Annotated in this window: 22 protein-coding genes; 14 read left to right on the forward strand and 8 right to left on the reverse strand. The window is 73.2% G+C overall.

The features are described 5' to 3' along the window. Window positions 1-69: 69 nt before the first annotated feature. Complete coding sequence (locus NBH00_RS22945) at window positions 70-1,467, reverse strand: DEAD/DEAH box helicase (RefSeq protein WP_254570895.1); 1,398 nt, start codon at window positions 1,465-1,467, stop codon at window positions 70-72. 112 nt (window positions 1,468-1,579) lie between these two features. On the opposite strand from NBH00_RS22945, the gene NBH00_RS22950 reads away from it, so the two are divergent. Further along, window positions 1,580-2,512, forward strand: coding sequence for a PfkB family carbohydrate kinase (locus NBH00_RS22950; protein ID WP_254570896.1), 933 nt, complete (start codon window positions 1,580-1,582; stop codon window positions 2,510-2,512). A gap of 127 nt (window positions 2,513-2,639) precedes the next feature. Here the strand turns inward: NBH00_RS22950 and NBH00_RS22955 are convergent, their stop codons facing one another. Further along, entirely contained in the window at window positions 2,640-3,587 is a 948-nt protein-coding gene (locus NBH00_RS22955) for a phosphotriesterase family protein (RefSeq protein ID WP_254570897.1), read from the reverse strand. A 199-nt stretch (window positions 3,588-3,786) separates the two neighbouring features. Between NBH00_RS22955 and NBH00_RS22960 the strand changes: the two genes are divergently transcribed. Both NBH00_RS22960 and NBH00_RS22965 read left to right on the forward strand, forming a co-directional pair. Continuing rightward, entirely contained in the window at window positions 3,787-4,422 is a 636-nt protein-coding gene (locus NBH00_RS22960) for a ferritin-like domain-containing protein (protein WP_254570898.1), read from the forward strand. 205 nt (window positions 4,423-4,627) lie between these two features. Beyond that, complete coding sequence (locus NBH00_RS22965) at window positions 4,628-4,996, forward strand: cupredoxin domain-containing protein (protein WP_254570899.1); 369 nt, start codon at window positions 4,628-4,630, stop codon at window positions 4,994-4,996. A 107-nt stretch (window positions 4,997-5,103) separates the two neighbouring features. Here the strand turns inward: NBH00_RS22965 and NBH00_RS22970 are convergent, their stop codons facing one another. Both NBH00_RS22970 and NBH00_RS22975 read right to left on the reverse strand, forming a co-directional pair. Next, window positions 5,104-5,436 carry a cupredoxin domain-containing protein gene (locus tag NBH00_RS22970; RefSeq protein ID WP_254570900.1) on the reverse strand — a complete coding sequence of 111 codons (333 nt, stop codon included), beginning with the start codon at window positions 5,434-5,436 and terminating at the stop codon, window positions 5,104-5,106. A 67-nt stretch (window positions 5,437-5,503) separates the two neighbouring features. After that, the gene (locus NBH00_RS22975; protein WP_254570901.1) at window positions 5,504-6,103 is read right to left on the reverse strand and encodes a TetR/AcrR family transcriptional regulator; all 600 of its coding nucleotides are present in this window, start codon (window positions 6,101-6,103) and stop codon (window positions 5,504-5,506) included. Window positions 6,104-6,264: 161 nt separating this feature from the next. Here NBH00_RS22975 and NBH00_RS22980 point away from each other — a divergent pair, with 161 nt between their 5' ends. The 7 genes from NBH00_RS22980 (at window position 6,265) to NBH00_RS23010 (ending at window position 11,609) form a co-directional block, all read left to right on the forward strand. Further along, the gene (locus tag NBH00_RS22980; protein WP_254570902.1) at window positions 6,265-7,605 is read left to right on the forward strand and encodes a S8 family serine peptidase; all 1,341 of its coding nucleotides are present in this window, start codon (window positions 6,265-6,267) and stop codon (window positions 7,603-7,605) included. Between the two features lie 97 nt (window positions 7,606-7,702). After that, window positions 7,703-7,978, forward strand: a complete 276-nt coding sequence (locus NBH00_RS22985) for a hypothetical protein (protein WP_254570903.1) — start codon at window positions 7,703-7,705, stop codon at window positions 7,976-7,978. Between the two features lie 108 nt (window positions 7,979-8,086). Next, window positions 8,087-8,662 carry a dCTP deaminase gene (dcd, locus tag NBH00_RS22990; protein WP_254570904.1) on the forward strand — a complete coding sequence of 192 codons (576 nt, stop codon included), beginning with the start codon at window positions 8,087-8,089 and terminating at the stop codon, window positions 8,660-8,662. A gap of 58 nt (window positions 8,663-8,720) precedes the next feature. Further along, on the forward strand, window positions 8,721-8,945 hold the full coding sequence (locus NBH00_RS22995) for a hypothetical protein (protein WP_254570905.1): 225 nt from the start codon (window positions 8,721-8,723) through the stop codon (window positions 8,943-8,945). A 45-nt stretch (window positions 8,946-8,990) separates the two neighbouring features. Further along, window positions 8,991-9,341 carry a hypothetical protein gene (locus tag NBH00_RS23000; RefSeq protein ID WP_254570906.1) on the forward strand — a complete coding sequence of 117 codons (351 nt, stop codon included), beginning with the start codon at window positions 8,991-8,993 and terminating at the stop codon, window positions 9,339-9,341. Continuing rightward, the gene (locus NBH00_RS23005; protein WP_254570907.1) at window positions 9,342-10,205 is read left to right on the forward strand and encodes a class I SAM-dependent methyltransferase; all 864 of its coding nucleotides are present in this window, start codon (window positions 9,342-9,344) and stop codon (window positions 10,203-10,205) included. Window positions 10,206-10,322: 117 nt separating this feature from the next. Further along, window positions 10,323-11,609, forward strand: coding sequence for a citrate synthase (locus tag NBH00_RS23010; RefSeq protein WP_254570908.1), 1,287 nt, complete (start codon window positions 10,323-10,325; stop codon window positions 11,607-11,609). A gap of 74 nt (window positions 11,610-11,683) precedes the next feature. Here the strand turns inward: NBH00_RS23010 and NBH00_RS23015 are convergent, their stop codons facing one another. Both NBH00_RS23015 and NBH00_RS23020 read right to left on the reverse strand, forming a co-directional pair. Then, window positions 11,684-12,271, reverse strand: coding sequence for a DedA family protein (locus NBH00_RS23015; protein WP_254570909.1), 588 nt, complete (start codon window positions 12,269-12,271; stop codon window positions 11,684-11,686). A 74-nt stretch (window positions 12,272-12,345) separates the two neighbouring features. Then, complete coding sequence (locus NBH00_RS23020) at window positions 12,346-13,446, reverse strand: M48 family metallopeptidase (protein ID WP_254570910.1); 1,101 nt, start codon at window positions 13,444-13,446, stop codon at window positions 12,346-12,348. An 84-nt stretch (window positions 13,447-13,530) separates the two neighbouring features. Between NBH00_RS23020 and NBH00_RS23025 the strand changes: the two genes are divergently transcribed. Beyond that, on the forward strand, window positions 13,531-13,812 hold the full coding sequence (locus NBH00_RS23025) for a hypothetical protein (RefSeq protein ID WP_254570911.1): 282 nt from the start codon (window positions 13,531-13,533) through the stop codon (window positions 13,810-13,812). Here the strand turns inward: NBH00_RS23025 and metF are convergent. Further along, window positions 13,793-14,761: a methylenetetrahydrofolate reductase [NAD(P)H] gene (gene metF, locus NBH00_RS23030; protein WP_254570912.1), complete on the reverse strand. Its 969-nt coding sequence runs from the start codon at window positions 14,759-14,761 to the stop codon at window positions 13,793-13,795. The two genes, NBH00_RS23025 and metF, sit on opposite strands and share 20 nt — an antisense overlap. Before the next feature lie 52 nt (window positions 14,762-14,813). Next, window positions 14,814-15,815: an MBL fold metallo-hydrolase gene (locus NBH00_RS23035; RefSeq protein ID WP_254570913.1), complete on the reverse strand. Its 1,002-nt coding sequence runs from the start codon at window positions 15,813-15,815 to the stop codon at window positions 14,814-14,816. A gap of 90 nt (window positions 15,816-15,905) precedes the next feature. Between NBH00_RS23035 and NBH00_RS23040 the strand changes: the two genes are divergently transcribed. From NBH00_RS23040 to NBH00_RS23050, 3 genes are read left to right on the forward strand one after another with little or no spacing between them, the layout of a single operon-like run. Continuing rightward, window positions 15,906-17,111 carry an ester cyclase gene (locus NBH00_RS23040; protein WP_254570914.1) on the forward strand — a complete coding sequence of 402 codons (1,206 nt, stop codon included), beginning with the start codon at window positions 15,906-15,908 and terminating at the stop codon, window positions 17,109-17,111. A 3-nt stretch (window positions 17,112-17,114) separates the two neighbouring features. Further along, window positions 17,115-17,579 (forward strand): hypothetical protein, encoded by a 465-nt coding sequence (locus NBH00_RS23045; protein ID WP_254570915.1) that lies wholly within the window; start codon window positions 17,115-17,117, stop codon window positions 17,577-17,579. Window positions 17,580-17,637: 58 nt separating this feature from the next. Beyond that, window positions 17,638-18,813, forward strand: a complete 1,176-nt coding sequence (locus NBH00_RS23050; protein ID WP_254570916.1) for a pyridoxal-phosphate-dependent aminotransferase family protein — start codon at window positions 17,638-17,640, stop codon at window positions 18,811-18,813. The last annotated feature ends 50 nt before the right edge of the window (window positions 18,814-18,863 follow it).

Below are 18,863 nucleotides of genomic sequence, written 5' to 3' on the forward strand. Positions count from 1 at the left end.
CGCCGGCACCTCAAGGACCCACCCGCGGGGCCGGCGCCGGAGGTCGGGCCGCTGACGCGGCCCGCGCGGTCAGCTCCCGGCGAGGGCGAGGTGGAGCTTCACGCCGTTCGCGTCGACACCGTCGACCTCCTCGACGACGCGCGCGGCGTCGCCGGCGGGGACGCTGAGGAGCGTGAACTGGCTGAGGACCTTCACGTCGCGGACGGCCTCACCCTCGAGCCCGCTCGCCTTCGTCACCGCGGCGATGACGTCGGCGACCTCGACCCCCTGCGCGCTGCCGACCCCGGCGATGAGCCGCTGGTAGGGCTCGTCGGCGCTGCGGGTGATCTGCGGCTTCGTGTGCCGCTTGGGCTCCTCGACGACCTTGGCGGCCTTCGTCGTCGCGCCCGGCGCCCACTCGGTGAGCTCGGTGGAGATGTGCTCCTCGATCGCCTGCAGCTCGCGCTGCTGCTTGGGCTCGACGAACGTCACGGCGCGGCCCTGACGACCGACGCGGCCGGTGCGGCCGATGCGGTGGACGTAGACGTCGGGGCTGATCGGCACGTCGAAGTTCACGACGTGCGTGACCGTCGAGATGTCGAGGCCGCGGGCGGCGACGTCGGTCGCGACGAGGATCGGGACGCGGCCGCCCTTGAAGCTCAGCATCACGCCGTCGCGGGTGCCCTGCGAGAGGTCGCCGTGGAGGACCTTCACGTTCAGGCCCTTGTCCTTCAGCGTGCGGCCGAGCTGGTCGCAGCGGATCTTCGTCCGGACGAAGACGATCGCCTGGTCGGGGCGCTCGGCCTTGAGGACGTCGACGAGCGCCTGCGGCTTGTCGGCCGTCTTCACCTCGAGGCGGAACTGCTCGACGGTGTCGACCGTGAGCGTCGCCGACTTGACCTTCACGAGCACGGGGTCGTAGAGGTAGTTGTCCGCGAGCTTCGCGATCGGCGGCGGCATCGTCGCGCTGAACAGCGCGGTCTGCCGGGAGTTCGGCGTGAGCGAGAGGATCTTCTCGACGTCCTCGAGGAAGCCGAGGTCGAGCATCTCGTCGGCCTCGTCGAGGACGACGAAGCGGCAGTCGTGGAGGACGAGCGAGTGCCGGGAGATGAGGTCCTTCACGCGGCCGACGGTCCCGACGACGATGTGGCCGCCCGCCTTGAGCTGCGCCTGCTGCGTGCGGATCGGCGCGCCGCCGAAGACCGCGACGACGTCGATGCCCTTCGTCGTGGCGTACGAGCGGATCGCCTGCGTCACCTGGATGCAGAGCTCGCGCGTGGGCGTGAGGACGAGCGCCTGCACCTCCTGGATGCTCGGATCGACGTACTCGACGATCGGGAGCCCGAAGGCGGCGGTCTTGCCGGACCCCGTCTGGGCCTGGCCGATGATGTCCTTCCCCTGCAGCATGTGGGGGATGGACTGCTCCTGGATGGGGCTGGGCTGCTCGTAGCCGACGGACTGCAGCGCTGCGAGCGTGGTCTCGGACAACCCGAGATCAGCGAATGATGTCATTCAGACACAGGATAGGGGTCCGGCGCGCCACCGCCCACCCGCCTCCTGCACGCATCCCCCTGCGCGCGCCGATAGCCTCACGCGCCTTATGAGCCTCACGGTTGTCGGATCCATCGCCTACGACGGCGTCAAGACCCCCGCGGGCGAGCGCGAGCGCATGCTCGGCGGCGCCGCCACGCACTTCGCGCTGGCCGCCTCGTTCTTCGATGAGGTGCGGGTCGTCGGGCCGGTCGGCGACGACTTCGACGAGGCCTCGTGGGCCACCCTCCGCACCCGCGGCGTCAACACCGACGACGTCGAGCACGTCGCCGGCGGCAAGACGTTCTTCTGGAAGGGCGTCTATTCGAGCAACCTCAACTCGCGCGAGACGCTCGAGACCGACCTCAACGTCTTCGAGCACTTCGACCCGAAGCTCTCGGCCGGTGCCCAGGCCTGCGACGTCCTCTTCCTCGCGAACATCCAGCCCGACCTGCAGTACGGCGTGCTGCAGCAGTGCCGGAGCGCGCGCTTCACCGCCCTGGACTCGATGGACCTGTGGATCAACATCGCCCGCGAGTCGCTCGAGCGGACGATCAAGGCGGTCGACTGCCTCATCCTCAACGACGAGGAGCTCGAGATGCTCACGGGCGCGCCGACGACGCTCGCCGCCGCGAACGAGATCCTGGGCTGGGGCCTGAAGGCCGTCGTCGCCAAGCAGGGCAAGTACGGCGCGCAGCTCTACACCGCCGACGGCACGTTCGCCCTCCCGGCCTATCCCCTCGCCGCGGTCGCCGACCCGACCGGCGCGGGCGACACGTTCGCTGGCGGCTTCGTCGGCTCGATCGCCGCCGCGGGCGGCGAGGTCACCCACGACGTCCTCGTGCGCGCGATGGCGTACGGCACCGCGCTCGCGTCCTTCAACGTCGAGGAGTTCGGGACCGAGCGCGTCGAGCGCCTCACCGGCCCCGAGATCGACGAGCGCATCGCCGACCTCGAGCGCATGACCGCGCTGAGCGGCGACGCGGTCGCGCTGCGGGGGTAGCGCGCAGCCCTCCGGCTCGGCGTGCGGCCTTGTGGGGGGATATCCCCCACGACACCGCACGCCGGCGATGGCGGGCGCCCTGGGCGCGGCGCGTGGCTCCCGCCAGGCCCCGAGCCAGCGGCTCCCGCTAGGCGCCGAGCCAGCGGCGCACGCTCGCGCCGAGCATCTCGTCGACCTGCTCCTGCGTGACGCCCCCGTTGAGCAGCCGCGGGATCACGCGCTCGAAGATGTGCGTGAAGCTCCAGTCCGGCGCGAGCTGCTTCACGACGTCGGCGGGGAACCAGTCGATCGTCGCGCAGTGGTCCTGGCCGAGGCACATGCGGCCCGCGTGACCGCGCGCGCAGAGCTCGATGAGCGCCGCCACGCGGCGGTCCTCCGGGAAGAAGAGGTCGAGGCCGAAGCGATCCATCCCGATCGTCGCGCCGCCCGCGAGCAGCGCCTCGATGTAGTCCAGGTCGTCGGTGTCGCCCGTGTGGGCGATCATGACCTTCGCCGGGTCGACGCCCTCCTCGACGAAGATCTCGAGCGACCGCAGGCCGGTCCTCGTCGCGGGGTGCGAGTGGGCCATGATCGGCGCGCCGGTGCGCAGCGAGGCCTGGGCGACGGCGCGGTGGACCTTCTCGACGTCGTCGGTGAACCCGGGCTCGTCGGCGGCGCACTTCAGGAAGCCGGCACGCACGTCCGTCCCCTGGATGCCGACCTCGAGGTCGTGGACGAAGCAGTCGACCATCGCCGAGACCTCGCGGGTCTGGAAGTAGTGCGGGAGGAACGTGTAGTGCTGTCCGTAGATCCCGGTCGCCATGACGAGCGGCAGGCCGGTCGCCTCGGTCACCGCGATGTTCAGCCGCACGTCCCGCGCGAGGTCGAGGACGGCCGGGTCGCAGATGAGCTCCACGCCCTGGGCCTGTGCGGCGCGCACCTGCGCGACGGCGGCGTCGAGCTCGGCGCGGGCGTCGACGAGGTGCGGCCACTGGAAGCGGATGCCCTCGTGCGCGGTGAGCAGGTGCTCGTGGACGAGGATGCGGCCGAAGTCGTCAAGCTCACGCGGACCGGCCGTCGTCGGGATGGCGCTCATGGGCCGACCCTCGCGGCTGGGGGCGGGCGGCGTCAAGCGGCGGGTGCGACGCGGGTGCTCCGGGCCCAGGCGCGTCCGAAACCCGTGTGCGACTCCTGACGCGCCATCTGTGTGACCCAGACCGCCGGAGCCCGCGAACAAGCGGACCAGACGGCAGCCCGGGATCGGCCTGGGTTCCACGAACTGGAGGGTCACCCCCTTGATCACCGAAGTCTTCCGCGATGTCGACAGCACCGATGGCACCAACCGCGCGCAGTTCCTGCGTCGCGCCGGCGTCTCCGGCATCGCCCTCGCCTCCGGCGGCACCATCCTCGCCACGATCACGAGCTCCGCGAACGCGGCCGTGACCGACCTCGACGGCCAGATCGCGACCGCCGCTGCGGCTGCCGAGCTGCTCGCCGTCAACACGTACACCGTCGCCATCAACTCCAAGCTCTTCAAGGGCGGCGCGCTGACCTACCTGAAGACCGCTCGCAAGCAGGAGCAGGGCCACTACAACGCGCTCGCGCAGCTGCTGAAGGACAACGGCGCGACCCCGCCGAAGGCCTCCGACTACAAGTACAAGTACCCGAAGTTCAAGAGCGCGAAGGACGTCGTCAACTTCGCCGTCGCCCTCGAGACCGCGTTCGTCGGCGCGTACGTCCTCGCCGCCGGTGTCCTCTCGACCCCCGAGCTGCGCTCGACCGCTGCGGCGATCGGCGCCAACGAGGGCTCGCACCTCGGCTTCTTCACCGGCGCGTCCGGCAAGGTCGCCGTCGCCCCGACGGTCCCGAAGGCCGCGAAGTCCCTCGACGCCGTCATCAAGACGGTCGGGACGTACCAGAAGAAGAAGTAGTCATCTTCGGCGGGCGCCGAGATGCGCCCGCCGGACCGCAGCACCCGCGAAGGCCCCGGACATCCCCCGGGGCCTTCGTCGTTCCCGGGGGCGACCGGGCCGCCGCCGGCGTGATCCGGCGCCGCCGGGGACGATCCGGCGCCGCCGGCGTGATCCGGCGCCACCGGGGTGATCCGGTGGCGGCGCCGCGAGCGAAGACATCCGCATGACCACCACCACGAAGCGCGCGGCCGGCCTCGCCGTCCTCGCGGCCTCCGCCGCCGCCGTCGCGATCCCCAGCGCGGCGTCCGCCGTCAGCGCGCGGGCCGCGTCGACGAAGACCGTCCACATCGTCGACATCGCCTACAAGCCGAGGAAGCTCACGATCCGCCGGGGCACGACGGTTAAGTGGTCGTTCGACGACCAGATCGTCGCCCACACCGTCACCTCGACCGGCTCCAAGCGCTTCAAGAGCTCCCCGCAGAAGATGAACGGCACCTACAAGGTCACCTTCAGGAAGCCCGGCACCTACCGGTACCACTGCCTCGTCCACCCGAACGTCGCGGCCATGAAGGGCACCATCATCGTGAAGTAGGCACTGCCCGCGCCGCACACGGCGCCCGGAACGACGAAGGGCCCCGGGACGATCGTCCCGGGGCCCTTCGTCGTTCCAGCGGCTGCGGCCGGCGGCCGCAGCGCGTCCTACTTGACGATGACCTTCGTCGTCATGTTCGCGTGCAGCTGGCAGACGAACTTGAAGGTGCCCTTCTTCCTGAAGGTCACGACACGCGAGCCGGAGCTCTTCGCGCCGACACGCACGCCCGGCCCGACGAGGTTGTGGGTGCCGCCGGCCCAGACGAACTTGACGGCGTTGCCCTTCTTGACGGTGACGCTGCGGGGCGTGAACTGCACGCCCTTGAGCTTGATGGTGGCGGTGGTGGAGGCGTCCGCGGCGGCGATGTAGCCGGCGGGGGCGAGGAGCGCGGCGACGCCGATGGCGGCGACGGTGCGCTTCATGGTGGTGGTGGTGGGCATGCAGGTACCTTCGCGCACTCCGCCGCCGCAGATCACGGCGGACGGCGGCCTGGCGCCGCCGCGGGGGTCAGGCCTGCGGGGCGGCGAGCAGCGTCCGCACGGTGCGGGCGGCCTGCTCGGCCGTGAGGGTGCCGTCGCCCACGGGCGGCAGCATCGCCCAGACGAGGCCGCCGAGGGCGGCGCCGATCTGCTCGAGCGGCAGGTCGGTGCGGACGTCGCCCGCGGCCTGCGCCTCGACGAGGAGCCCGTTCAGGAGCGTGAAGAGCTCGCTGACGCTGGCCTCGCTCTCCGGGTTGCGCCACGTCGTGAAGCGGTACAGGCGGTAGCGGTCGCCGACGGCGATCATCGCGGCGGTCGCCCGCTCGAGCGCGTCGCCCGGCGAGTCCGACGGCGACGACAGGGTCTCGCGAACGCCCTCGATGGACGCGACGAAGGCGCGGCGGCGCAGCTCGTCGAGCAGGTCGTCACGGCTCGGGAAGTGGCGATGGACGGTCGCGCGATGGAGCCCGGCGGCGGCGGCGATCTGCTGCATCGACGCCCGCGGGCGCTCGGTGAGAAGCGGAATGGCCGCGTCGATGATGGCCTCGAGGTTGCGGCGCGCGTCGATGCGGCGGACGCGGTCGGCCCCGGTGTCGGGCGCATCCATGAGCGGCTGCTTCGCAGTCATGGATCAACGGTACTCCACGAAGGACCCAGAGAGGTATCCCCACTACTTGATGTTCCTGCTAGGCCACTCGGCCAGCCTGCTCGCGGGCAGGGCGAGGCAGGCCGATCAACGGGGTGCGGCGAGGGACGACCGCCTGACGAATCGCCAAGGAGGCCACCCCGTTGCACCCCCGACCCCGGACGCTTGCCGCTGCCCTGCTGGCGAGCCTCATCTTCGCCGTGCCCGCCGCCGAGGCCGCCGTGCCCCGTGTCGGCACCGACGGGCTCGCGTCCCGCCCGGCCGCCGCGCCCACGCACGCGCTGCGTGCCGTCTCCGGCCCCGACCCCCGGGACGGCGAAGCGTGGCACCTCGCGGGGGACGGGCCGATGGGTGTGCGCACGGCGTGGGACCACACGACCGGCGGCGACGTGACGGTCGCGATCATCGACACGGGCATCGACCAGACGCACCCCGACCTCGCGCCGAACCTCTGGACGAACCCGGGCGAGATCCCCGGCAACGGCATCGACGACGACCACGACGGCTACGTCGACGACGTCCACGGCGTCGACCTCGTGAACCACGACGGCAACCCGCAGGACGACAACGGGCACGGCACCCACGTCGCCGGCATCATCGGCGCGGCCGGCGGCAACGGCATCGGCGCCGCGGGCATCGCCTGGCACGTGAAGCTCATGGCCGTCAAGGCCCTCGACGCAAACGCCGCAGGCAACACCGGGACGGTCGCCGACGGCATCGAGTACGCGATCCACCACGGGGCCCGCATCATCAACCTCTCCCTCGCCGGCGCGGGCCGCAGCGCCGGGCTCGAGGCCGCGATCGTCGACGCGCAGCAGGCGGGCGTGCTCGTCGTCGTCGCCGCCGGGAACGACCACCAGGACCTCGGGCTCACGCCCTCCTACCCGGCCTCGTACCCGGAGCCGAACGTCCTCGGCGTCGCCGCGACCCGCGAGGACTCGCTCCTCAGCTCGATCAGCGACTTCGGCGCCGGCGTCGACATCGCCGCGCCGGGCGAGGACATCTTCTCGACCGCGCTCGGCGGCGGCTACGAGTACCGCACCGGCACGTCGATGGCGGCGCCGATGGTCGCGGGCTCGGCGGCGCTCCTCCTGGCCGCCAACCCGCAGGCGGACGCCAACGCGCTCGCCGGCACGCTGCTCGCGAACACCCGCCGCACCGGCCTGCCCGTCGCCACCGGCGCCCTCGACATCGGTGCCGCGCTCGGCGGTCCGGTCGCGGCCTCGGGGTCGCCGGCCGCCGTCCCGGCGCCGGCCCCGGTCGCCCGGCCCGCGGCGGCGAAGGCGAAGAAGAAGACGAAGGCCAGCGCGAAGGCGAGGTCGAGGAGGACGGCGCGCTCCGCCTCGTCGCGGGCGAGGCAGCGCCGCGCCGCGGCCACCCGGGCGAAGGCGGCCCGCGCACGTGCCGCACGCGTTCGTGCCGCTCACGCACGTGCCGCACGGGTCCGCGCGGCCCGGGCCAGGGCCCGCGCCGCCCGCGCCTAGCGGGTCCCCCGCGCGCGCGCCTGGCGGGTCCCCGGCGGCCGTGCGATCGCGGCCAAATAGGCGTGCAGGCTCCGGTCGACCGGAGTAGGGTCCTCGTGTGGACTGGACCTTCGTCTACCTCATGGTCTTCCTGAAGATCCCCATCCTGCTGCTCGGCTGGATCGTCTGGTGGGCCATCCACAACGTCGACGAGGAGGCGGTCACCGACCGCCAGGAGGGCGACGACGACGGCGGCATCGGCAAGCCGGCCCACCCTCGCGGACCGAAGCCGCGCCCCGCCCGTCGCGGCCCGCACCCCGGCACCCCGCCGGCGCCCGCCCCGGCCCGCTCGCGCAGCCCCCTGCGCTCGCCGAGCCGCAGCAAGCAGCCGTAGCCGTACACCGGCCGTCGCCCGGTCGCGGCCGGGAGCGACGGCCGCGTCGCCCGCCCGGCGGGGGCGGGCGGTCCGTGCCGCCGGGATTTCGTGGCAGACTCCCGCCCCATGCCGACCTCCGTCCTGTCCGACGGCACGATCCGCCGCCTCGTCGACGAGGGCCGGATCTCGATCGAGCCGTGGGACCCCTCGATGGTCCAGCCCGCGAGCGTCGACCTGAACCTCGGGCCGTCCTTCCGCGTCTTCCACAACTTCCGCGTCCCGGCGATCGACCTCGCGGATCCGCCGACGAACCTCACCGAGCACGTCGAGCTCGCCGACGGCGAGTCGTTCGTCATCCACCCGGGCGAGTTCGTCCTCGGGCGCACCGAGGAGTACGTCGAGATCCCGGACGACATCGTCGCGCGCATCGAGGGCAAGTCCTCCCTCGGCCGCCTCGGCCTCATCGTCCACGCGACGGCCGGCTTCGTCGACCCGGGCTTCAAGGGCACGCTGACGCTCGAGATCACGAACCTCACCCGCGTCCCGATCATCCTGTGGCCCGGCAAGCCGATCGCCCAGCTCTCGTTCATGACGCTCGACGCCCCGGCGGAGCGCCCCTACGGCCATCCGGACCTCGGAAGCCACTACCACGGCCAGGTCGAGGCCACCGAGTCCCGGTACGAGGGCGGCCCGGCTCGCTGAACCCGGCCTACCCGCGCGGGCTTGCCCTCCGCCCGCCGCGGGCACTAGGGTCGTCGCCATGCTGCACGCGTTCCTCACCATCGCCGCCGAGCACGTCGAGCCCGACAAGACGGCGTTCTACATCGGCGGCGGCGCGCTCACGGCGTGGGCGGTCATCCTCGGCGCGATCGGCATGACCGCGCCGGACTTCCCGAAGTCCGAGGGCGCCGCCCGCGGCGTCATGGCGATCAGCGTCCTGCTGACGATCGCCGCGATGGTCACGGTCCTCGCGACCGCGAAGTAGCCCCCCGGCGCCGCGCCAGCCCGCCGCCTGCTTTCCTTTCCCGTCGTGACGGACGACGACGGGCACGCGATCGCCTACCACGCGCTCAAGCGGGGCACCCCCGTGCGCAGCGCCGACGGCGTCGTCGTCGGCAAGGTGCGCCGCGTGTCGATCGCCGTTCGCGAGAACATCTTCGACGGCATCGACGTGGACACCCCGGACGGCACCCGCTTCGTCGACGCCCCCGAGGTCCACCGCATCTACGAGCGCGCCGTCGAGCTGACGATCGACGCCGCGGCCGTCGCCGACCTGCCCCGCTCGCAGAACCCCGTCGCCGAACGCGTGAAGATGTCGAGGACCGCCCGCCGCGCCCAGCGCTTCGGCCGGGACCTGAAGGACCGCTGGGACCGCCGCTAGATGACCTCCCGAGAGACCACGATGACCCAGCCCACGCTGTCCACCACCGACCTCGACGCCCGCGCGCGCGAGCTGAGCTGGTACCACTCGCTCGAGCTCGCCCCCGGCGTCGTGACCCCCGGCTTCTTCGACACGCGGCCGACCGTCGCGAAGGTCCCCCTGCCCGCGGACCTCACCGGCAAGCGCTGCCTCGACGTCGGGACGTGGGACGGCTTCTGGGCCTTCGAGATGGAGCGCCGGGGCGCCGCGTCGGTCACCGCGATCGACATCGAGGACCCGACCCGCTGGGACTGGCCGCCGCAGTCGACGTTCGGGCCCGCCGGCCAGGCGCGCCTCGGCTACCTGCGCGAGTTCAAGTCCGGCGCCGCCTCGTTCGCGTTCGCGAAGGAGACGCTCGGCTCGTCCGTCAAGCGCCTCGACTGCTCCGTCTACGACCTCGACCCCGCCGTCCACGGGACGTTCGACTTCGTCTTCCTCGGGTCGCTCCTGCTGCACCTCCGCGACCCGGTCCTCGCGCTCGACCGCGTCCGCGGCGTCTGCGGCGGCGAGGCCGTCTTCGCCGAGTCGATCGAGCTCATCCCGTCGCTCACGCACCCGCGCACGGCGGTCGCCCGGCTCGAGGGGCTCGACGAGTCCTGGTGGTGGCAGCCGAACGCGGCGGGCTTCCGCCGCATGGTCCGCTCGGCCGGGTTCGAGATCATCGACCGCACCGGCATCTACTTCCTCCCGCTCGGCGAGGCGCACCCGAAGCCGCCACTCCACACCGCGTGGCGGTCGCTGGGCAGCGCCCGCGGACGCGAGCGCATCGTCACCCGCGTGAAGGGGATCCCCCACACCGCGGTGCGCGCCCGGCCGCTCGGCTGAACGCCGGCGTCTGCGCGCCCACCCGCCACCCTGCGCACACAAGCGCGGCACGCCCGCCCGAGAACGCTAGGGTTGCCGCGAACGACACACCCCAGTCTGCACAGGAGACAGAAGAGCATGGGCGACACCCTGACCGTGACCGACAACCGGACCGGAGAGACCTACGAGGTCCCGATCACTGATGGCACGGTCCGTGCGATGGACTTCCGGCAGATGAAGGTGTCCGAAGAGGACTTCGGGCTGATGACCTACGACCCGGCGTTCACGAACACCGCGGCGTGTCGCTCGGCCGTCACCTTCATCGACGGCGACGCGGGCATCCTCGAGTACCGCGGCTACCCCATCGAGCAACTCGCGGAGCATTCGACGTACGTCGAGGTCGCCTACCTCCTCGTCCACGGCAAGCTCCCGACCCAGGCCGAGCTCGACACGTGGACCGAGGCGATCACGATGCACACGTTCGTGCACGAGAACGTCAAGGACTTCATGGGCGGCTTCCGCCACGACGCGCACCCGATGGGCATGCTGCTCGGCGGCGTCGGGGCCCTCTCGACGTTCTACCCGGACGCGAACGAGATCCAGGACGAGGCCAACCGCGACATCCAGACCATCCGCCTGATCGCGAAGATGCCGACGCTCGCCGCGTTCGCCTTCCGCCACACCCGCGGGCAGCCGTACGTCTACCCCGACAACGACCTGACCTACCCCGAGAACTTCCTCGGGATGATCTACAAGATGACGGAGCTGAAGTACCAGGCCGACCCGCGCCTGGCCCGGGCCCTGGACATCCTCTTCATCCTCCACGCTGATCACGAGCAGAACTGCTCGACGAGCGCGGTACGCGCGGTCGGGTCCTCGCAGGTCGACCCGTACTCGGCGGTCGCCGCCGGCATCGCCGCCCTCTACGGCCCGCTCCACGGCGGCGCGAACGAGGCCGTGCTGCGGATGCTGCGCCGGATCGAGAAGGTCGAGAACATCCCCGCCTTCATCGAGGGCGTGAAGGACGGCAGTGAGCGCCTGATGGGCTTCGGGCACCGGGTCTACAAGAACTTCGACCCGCGCGCGACGATCATCAAGAAGGCCTGCGACGACGTCTTCGAGGTCACCGGGGTCAACCCGCTGCTCGCGATCGCGGTCGAGCTCGAGAAGATCGCGCTCGAGGACGAGTACTTCATCTCGCGCAAGCTCTACCCGAACGTCGACTTCTACTCGGGCCTCATCTACGAGGCACTCGGCCTGCCGGTCGAGATGTTCCCGGTGATGTTCGCCATCCCGCGCACGAGCGGCTGGATCTCCCAGTGGCTCGAGATGGTGCAGGACAAGGAGCAGAAGATCGCCCGCCCGCGGCAGATCTACACGGGCGAGCGCGAGCTCTCCTACGTGCCGATCGCCAAGCGGAGCTAGCCGCAGGGCCACCCGCACGACCTCGCCGCGATCGGCCCGTCCTCGTCGACGGGCCGATCCGCCGGGGGCGGTGCTCAGGCCGGGGTGGCCGCACGCCGCCGGCGGCGCACGAGCCACACGGCGGCGGCGGCGAGGAGCGCGGCCGCGGTGACGTCGCGGACGCCGGCGCCGACGCGACTCCACGAGTCCCCGGCGAGCGCGCCGGCGCCGACGAAGGCGATCGCCCACAGCGCACAGCCGGCGGTCGTCAGGAGCGTGAAGCGGACGAGCGGCATCCGCACCCGCCCCGCGGGGAGCGAGACGAACGAGCGCGCGAGCGGCATGAGGCGCGCAAGGAAGACGGCGCGCGAGGCGCCGTGGCGGGCGAGCAGCGCGTCGCAGCGCTCGAGCGCACGCGCGGCGTGCGAGCCGGACGGCGGCGGGCGATCCGCCGTGCGGGCGCCGACCGCGTAGAGGACCCACGAGCCGACGACGTTGCCGGCGGTCCCGGCGGCCATCGCGGTCACGAGGTCCATCTGGCCGCGGCCGGCGGTGACGCCGGCGAGCAGGAGGACGACCTCGCTCGGCACGACGATGCCCGCGCTCTCGGGGACCATGAGGACGAAGACGCCGAGGGCGCCCCAGCCGGCGATGATCGAGGTGACGAGGTGGTCGATGCCCATGGACCCTGGATCGGTCTGCCCCCGGCGGCGCGCCCTGACACCGCCGCGGACCCGACCCGGCGCGGCGGCGCGCGTTAGCCTGCCGCGTCGTGGCGTCCCGCCGGAAGGTCCGCAGCACGATCCGCATCGGCCCGAAGGTCGAGCACGCCGAGCACGCCGACGTGCTCAGCGCGCTGCTCGCGCTGCGCGAGCGCCTCTCCGACCTCGGCGCCACGCGTGAGGACACCGCGTTCTTCGGCCGGGAGATCAGCGCGGCGGCGCAGGTCGCGGCCCGGGGCGAGCTGCGTGGCCCGGGCGGGCTCGCCGCCGGCGTCGACGTGCGCGGCGACGGCTCGGCCGAGGCGTGGACCGGCCGCTGGCGTCGCAGCGTCGTCGAGCGGCAGCGGGGCGAGGACGCGTACTCGGCCCTCGCCCGCGTCCTCGAGGCCCCCTGACGGCGCCGAAACCCGTCCGCTGTCCCCCAGTTGGGCGGTTATCGGGTCTCGGCGGTCAGGCGGGGGCGAGGGCGGGGGCGGGAGCTGCAGCCCCGCGCCGTTGCGCGTGAGCCAGCGCTGCGGCTCGCGGTACCCGGGGCAATGGTGCGCGACGAGGCCCCAGAAGCGGGCCGAGTGGTCGAGGTGGACGAGGTGGCAGGCCTCGTGCCAGACGACGTAGTCCAGGACAGCGGGCGGGGCGAGCAGCAGCCGCCAGTTGAAGCTCAGCGCCCCCGACGACGAGCACGAGCCCCAGCGGGTGCGCTGGTTGCGGATGCTCAGGCCGGTGTACGGACGGCCGAGCGCGGCGGTGGCGGCGTCCAGGCGCGGCGTGATCTCGAGGCGCGCCTGGCGCCGGAACCACGTCTCGAGCGCCGGCCGCGGATCGCCCGGCGGGACCCGGAGGACGGCGGCCTCGCGCCGGACCCGCGTGCGGCCGGGCTCCGGCGCGAGCGCGAGCAGGACGCCGAGGTACGGGACGGTCCCGGCCGGCGGCGCGGTGCGCGCCGCGAGCGCGCGCGCCTCGGCGACCCGGCGCTCGACCCACGGGCGCAGCTCCGCCATCGCGGCGGCGGCGTCCTGCTCGCGGGCGCGGGCGGGGAGGACGACCTCGACGCTCGCGTCCGGATGGACGAGCACGCGGACCCGCCGCGCCCGGGGGGAGCGGCGCACGCGGTAGGCGATGAGGGGTGCGGCGGGCACGGGACGAGGCTAGTACGCGCCGCGGCGGCGATCCTCCGGAGGGCGGAGCGGCGACGACCGGCCTCCCGGGTAGGATCGCGCATCGTGCCGCGCTCGCTCGTCCCGCTGCCGCCTCAGGTGGACGGCCCGTTCCAGGTCTTCCTCAACGGCGTGCTGCAGACCCCGGGCACGGACTACGAGGTCGACGGCCGGACGCTCGTCTTCCCCCAGGTCCTGCGGAAGGACCGGATCTCCGGCTGGCGCTGGTTCCTCGGCGCCTGGGGCGTCGGGACCTACCGTCAGAACGACTCGATCGACATCCGCTACGAGGTCGCCGGCCGTCCGACCCTCGCCGAGGGCCTGACGATCAGCGCCGTCGAGGAGTAGGCGGGGCCGCGCGCCCCGGAGCCCGGGTCGCAGCCTGGCCCCGGCCAGCCCTAGCTCTGACGGCGGCGCGCCACGGCGCGTGCAGCCGCAGCGCGCTCAGGATCGCCCGCGTCGCCGGCGAGCGGTTGAGCGTGATGAAGTGGATGCCGGGGGCGCCGCCGGCGAGGAGCTCGGCGCACTGCAGCGTCGCGTAGCTCACGCCGAACTCCGCGACCGCCTCCGGATCGCCCCGGCGCGCCTCGAGCTCGCGCTCGAGCCCGGGCGGGAGCGAGGCCGCCGACAGCTGCGTCATCCGCTTGACGCCGTCGATGTTCGTGATCGGCATGACGCCCGGGATGATCGGCACGTCGACCCCGGCCGCCCGCGCGCGGTCCACGAAGTCGAAGTAGTGCGCGTTGTCGAAGAAGATCTGGGTGATGAGGAACTTCATGCCCGCGTCGACCTTCGCCTTCAGGAAGCGGATGTCGTCCTCGGGCGAGGTCGCGTGGATGTGCGTCTCGGGGAAGGCCGCGCCGCCGATGACGAACTCGGGGTACTCGGCGCGCAGCAGCTCGACGAGCTCGCGCGAGTACTCGAGGCCGCCGTCGGTCTTCGTCCACCGCTCCTGGCCGGCCGGCGGGTCCCCGCGCAGGGCGAGGACGTTCTCGATGCCCGCGTCGCGCATCTGGTCGAGCGTCGCCCGCAGCTCGTCGGTCGTCGCGTTGACGCAGGTGAAGTGCGCCATCGCCTCGATGCCGAAGTCGCGCTTGAGGCCCTTGACGATGTCGATCGTCCGCTCGCGGGTGGTGCCGCCGGCCCCGTAGGTCACGGAGACGTAGTCGGGCGCGAGCGGCTCGAGCTCGCGCAGGGCGCGCTGCAGGTTCTCCTCGCCCTCCGGCGTCTTGGGCGGGAAGAACTCGAAGGAGAAGAGCGGATCGTCGCTCCGGGCCAGGATCTCGTCGATGCGCATCGCCGGCAAACCCTAACACGATCGTGTCAAGGTTCGGCGGGCCGACGGCGCGTCAGGCCGCCGTCCAGCGGGTGACGTCCTCGTCGTCCACCGCCCGGGTGGCGCGGCCGAGCGCCTCGAGGTGCTCGAGGTAGCAGCGCGTCTCGGCCATCCACCAGCTCGCGTTCGAGAGGTTGATCGCCTCGTCGTGCACCCGCGCGACCATCTCGAAGGCCGTCAGCGGCCCGTCCTGCAGCTGGCGGTGGTGGCGCTCGACCTGCTCGGCGACGAGCCTGCGGTTCGCGTCGATGTGGGCCTCCACGTCGGTGAAGGTGCGGCCGTGCCCGGAGAGGCAGAGGCGGACGTCGAGCGCCTCGACCTTGTCGAGCGAGGCGAGGAACTCGCCGACGGGGTCGGGCGACCAGCCGTGCTCGAAGTAGATGCTCACGCGGCCGAGGAGGTGGTCGCCGCTGATGAGCAGCCGTCGCTCGGGCTGGTGCAGGCAGACGTGCGACGGCGCGTGGCCCGGCGTCTCCACGACGTCGAGCACCCCGAGGTCGGTCTCGATGCGCACGCCGTCGACGAGCTCGCGGTCGGGCAGCACGATCCCGGCCACGCCCGTCTCGCGGTCCTTCGCCGCCTCCTCGTAGGCGGCGAGCGGCTCGGCCGGCACCCCGGACTGGCGCGCGATCTCGATGCGCCGCGACAGCGCGGCCTCCTGGTCTGACCCGAACTGGGTCTGGTGCTGGTGGTGCGGGCTCATCCACAGCTCGCAGCCCGCCCGCTCGACGATCGTCGCCGCCTGGCCGTAGTGGTCGGAGTGCGCGTGGGTGACGACGAGCAGCCGCACGTGCTCGAGGCGGAGGTTGACCTGCTTCAGCGCCCGCTCGAGCTGGGCCATGGAGCCCGGGCCGTGCATGCCGGTGTCGAAGAGGACGATCCCGTCGCCGCGCGCGACGGCCCACGCGTTGCAGTGGGGGACGCCGGGCCAGGGCAGCGGGAGGCGGAGGCGCCAGACGCCGGGGAGCACGCGCTCACCCCGGCCGACCTCGCGCTTGTGGGCGGGGGCAGTCATCGGCCTCGGAGTCTATGAGCGCGGGGACCTCGCGCGGGGGCGCGGCGCCTGCGGCGGGCGGCGCGGCGGCGCCGGGATACGATGGGCGCCATGGCCGCCACCCCCGCCGCTGTCGCCAAGGCGTACTTCGCCGCCGTCACCGCCCGTGACGTCGACGCGATGGTCGCCTGCTGGGCCCCAGGAGGCCGCGAGCACATCCGCGGCCAGGTCGACACGACCGCCCCCGAGGGGGTCCGCGCGTACTTCACCGAGCTGTTCGCGGCGATCCCGGACTTCACGTTCGCCGTCCTCTCGACGACGTCGGGCAAGGACCGGGCCGTCGTCCGCTGGCGCGCGACCGGCACGTTCACGGGCGCCGACCTCGCCGGCCTCGTGGCGACCGGGGCGTCGGTCGACATCGAGGGCATCGACGAGCTCACCGTCCGCGACGGCCTCATCGTCGAGAACAACGCCTTCAGCGACGGCATGACCTTCGCCCGCCAGCTCGGGGTCCTTCCGCCCGCCGGGTCCAAGGCCGACACCCGCATGCTCGCCGCCTTCAACGCGAAGACGAAGATGGGCCGGCGGGTCGCCGCCGCGCAGACCGCCGCCCCCGAGCAGGTCGCCGACGGCGTGTGGATCGTCCGCGGCGGCTTCCCGATGAAGACGATGAACGTGTACCTCGTGCGGGACGGGGACGGCGTGCTTGCCTTCGACGCCGGGATCAAGGCGATGACGCACGGGATCGCCGAGGCGGCCCGCGCGCTCGGCGGCCTCACGCGCGTCGTCCTCGGCCACGGCCACCAGGACCACCGCGGCGCCGCACCCGGGCTCGGCGCCCCCGTCCACTGCCACCCGGCCGACGTGGCGATCACCGAGGGGGACGGCGGGTTCGCGGGCTTCCACCTCGACCGGCTCCACGCGCTCGGCCGGGCGGTCTACCCGGCGCTGCTGCACCACTGGGACGGCGGCCCCACCCCGGTCACCGGCACCGTGCAGGAGGGCGACGACGTCGCGGGCTTCCGCGTCGTCCACCTGCCCGGCCATGCGGACGGCCTCATCGCGCTGTACCGCGAGTCCGACGGCGTCGCGCTGACGAGCGACTGCTTCTACACGATCGACCCGACCACGGGACGTCGAACCCACCCACCCACGGCCCGCGTCCCCCACGCCGCCTTCAACCTCGACACCGAGCAGGCGCGCCAGTCGATCCTCAAGCTCGCGGACATCGGCCCGTCGGTCGCCTGGCCGGGCCACGCCGAGCCGGTCACCGGCGACGTCGCCGGCCAGCTCCGGCGCGCCGCGCAGGCGGTCTAGCCGGTGGGCAAGCGCGCCCGGCGCCGCGGGAAGGCGGGCGGCTCCCCGGCCGCGCCGGGCGGGCCGTCCTCGTTCGCCGACCTCGGCCTGGACCTCGACCTCGACCTCGACGTCGGGGCGACCGACGCGGGCGTCCCCGGCCCGACGGTGGACGCCGAGCTCACCGGCGACCTCGGCGTCCTGACGCTGAAGACCGCGATGAGCCCCGGCACGCGCACCGAGTACGCCGCCGTGCGCCGGGGCGAGCGCTCCTCCCCGTCCGCCGCCCGTGAGGACGCCTGGCACCGGGCGGTCGAGTTCCTCTACGAGCGGCTCGTCGTCGGCTGGGCCGTCGCGGGCGTCCCGACGACCGGCCAGAAGGCGCTGCTGCAGCGGCTCCGGGTCGCCACCCCCGCCGAGCGATCCGCGATCCGCGACGCCCTCCGCGCGCACCTCGCCGTCCACCTGCCCGACGTCGAGGCGCCGTGAGCGCCGCCGTCGCGGTCCCCACCGCCGTCCCTGAACCCGCCCCGAGGAGCCCTGCCCCATGAGCACCGCGACCACCCGCGCCACGATCTCGGTCCCCGACCGGCTGCTGCTCGGCTCCGGGCCCTCGCCGGTCCCGCGGCGGATCCTCGAGGCGCTGGCCCAGCCGACCATCGGCCACCTCGACCCCGCGTTCGGCGCGCTCATGGACGACGTCGCCGCCGGCCTGCGCGCGACCTTCCGCACGAAGAACGCCGTCGCTATCCCCGTGAGCGGGACCGGCAGCGCGGGCATGGAGGCGATGGTCGCGAACCTCGTCCGCCCCGGCGACCGCGTCATCTGCGGGGTGCACGGCCTGTTCGGGGAGCGGATGGCCGACGAGCTCACGCGGCACGGCGCCGAGGTCGTCCGCGTCGAGGCCGAGTGGGGCCGCGCGATCCCGACCGAGCGACTGCTCGAGGCCGCCGCCGAGCCGTTCGCGGCGATGTTCGTCGTCCACGGCGAGACCTCGACCGGGGTCGCGCAGCCGCTCGACGGGCTCGCGGACGCCTGCCGCGACAAGGACGCGCTGCTGCTCGTCGACTGCGTCACCTCGCTCGCGGGCCACCCGCTCGACCTCGACGCCTCCGGGGTCGACGCCGCCTTCAGCGGGACGCAGAAGTGCCTCAACGCCCCGCCCGGCCTCGCGCCGCTGACGGTCGGCGAGCGTGCGCTCGGACGGGTGAAGGACGGCCGCGTGCCGTCGTGGTACTTCGACCTCTCGCTCGTCCTCGGCTACTGGCTCAAGGAGGACGGTGCGCCCCGGGCCTACCACCACACCGCGCCGATCAACCTCGTCTACGCGCTCGCCGAGGCGCTCGCGATCGTCGCCGAGGAGGGGCTGGAGGCCCGCTGGAACCGCCACGCCGTGGCTCACGACGCGCTCCGCGACGCGCTCGCGGTCCTCGGGCTCGAGCGCCTCGCGCCCGAGGGCGAGCAGCTCCACCCGCTGCTCGCGGTGCGGCTGCTCGACGGGGTCGAGGACGCGAAGGTCCGCGGCCCCCTGCTCACCGAGGACGGCATCGAGATCTCCGGCGGCCTCGGGCCGCTCGCCGGCCGCACCTGGCGCATCGGGGTCATGGGCGAGGGCGCCCGCCTCGAGCCGCAGGAACGCCTCGTCCGCGCCCTCGGCGCGCGGCTCGGCGGCGACGTCGACGGCGCGGTGGGCGCGCTGAAGGCCGGCTGGGCGGCGGCGTGACGACCGAGGCCGAGCTCCCCCACGACGTGCTGCCGCCGACGCCGGACCCG

It is taken from the genome of Paraconexibacter antarcticus (genome assembly GCF_024220175.1).
In the GTDB taxonomy this organism is placed as follows: domain Bacteria; phylum Actinomycetota; class Thermoleophilia; order Solirubrobacterales; family Solirubrobacteraceae; genus Paraconexibacter; species Paraconexibacter antarcticus.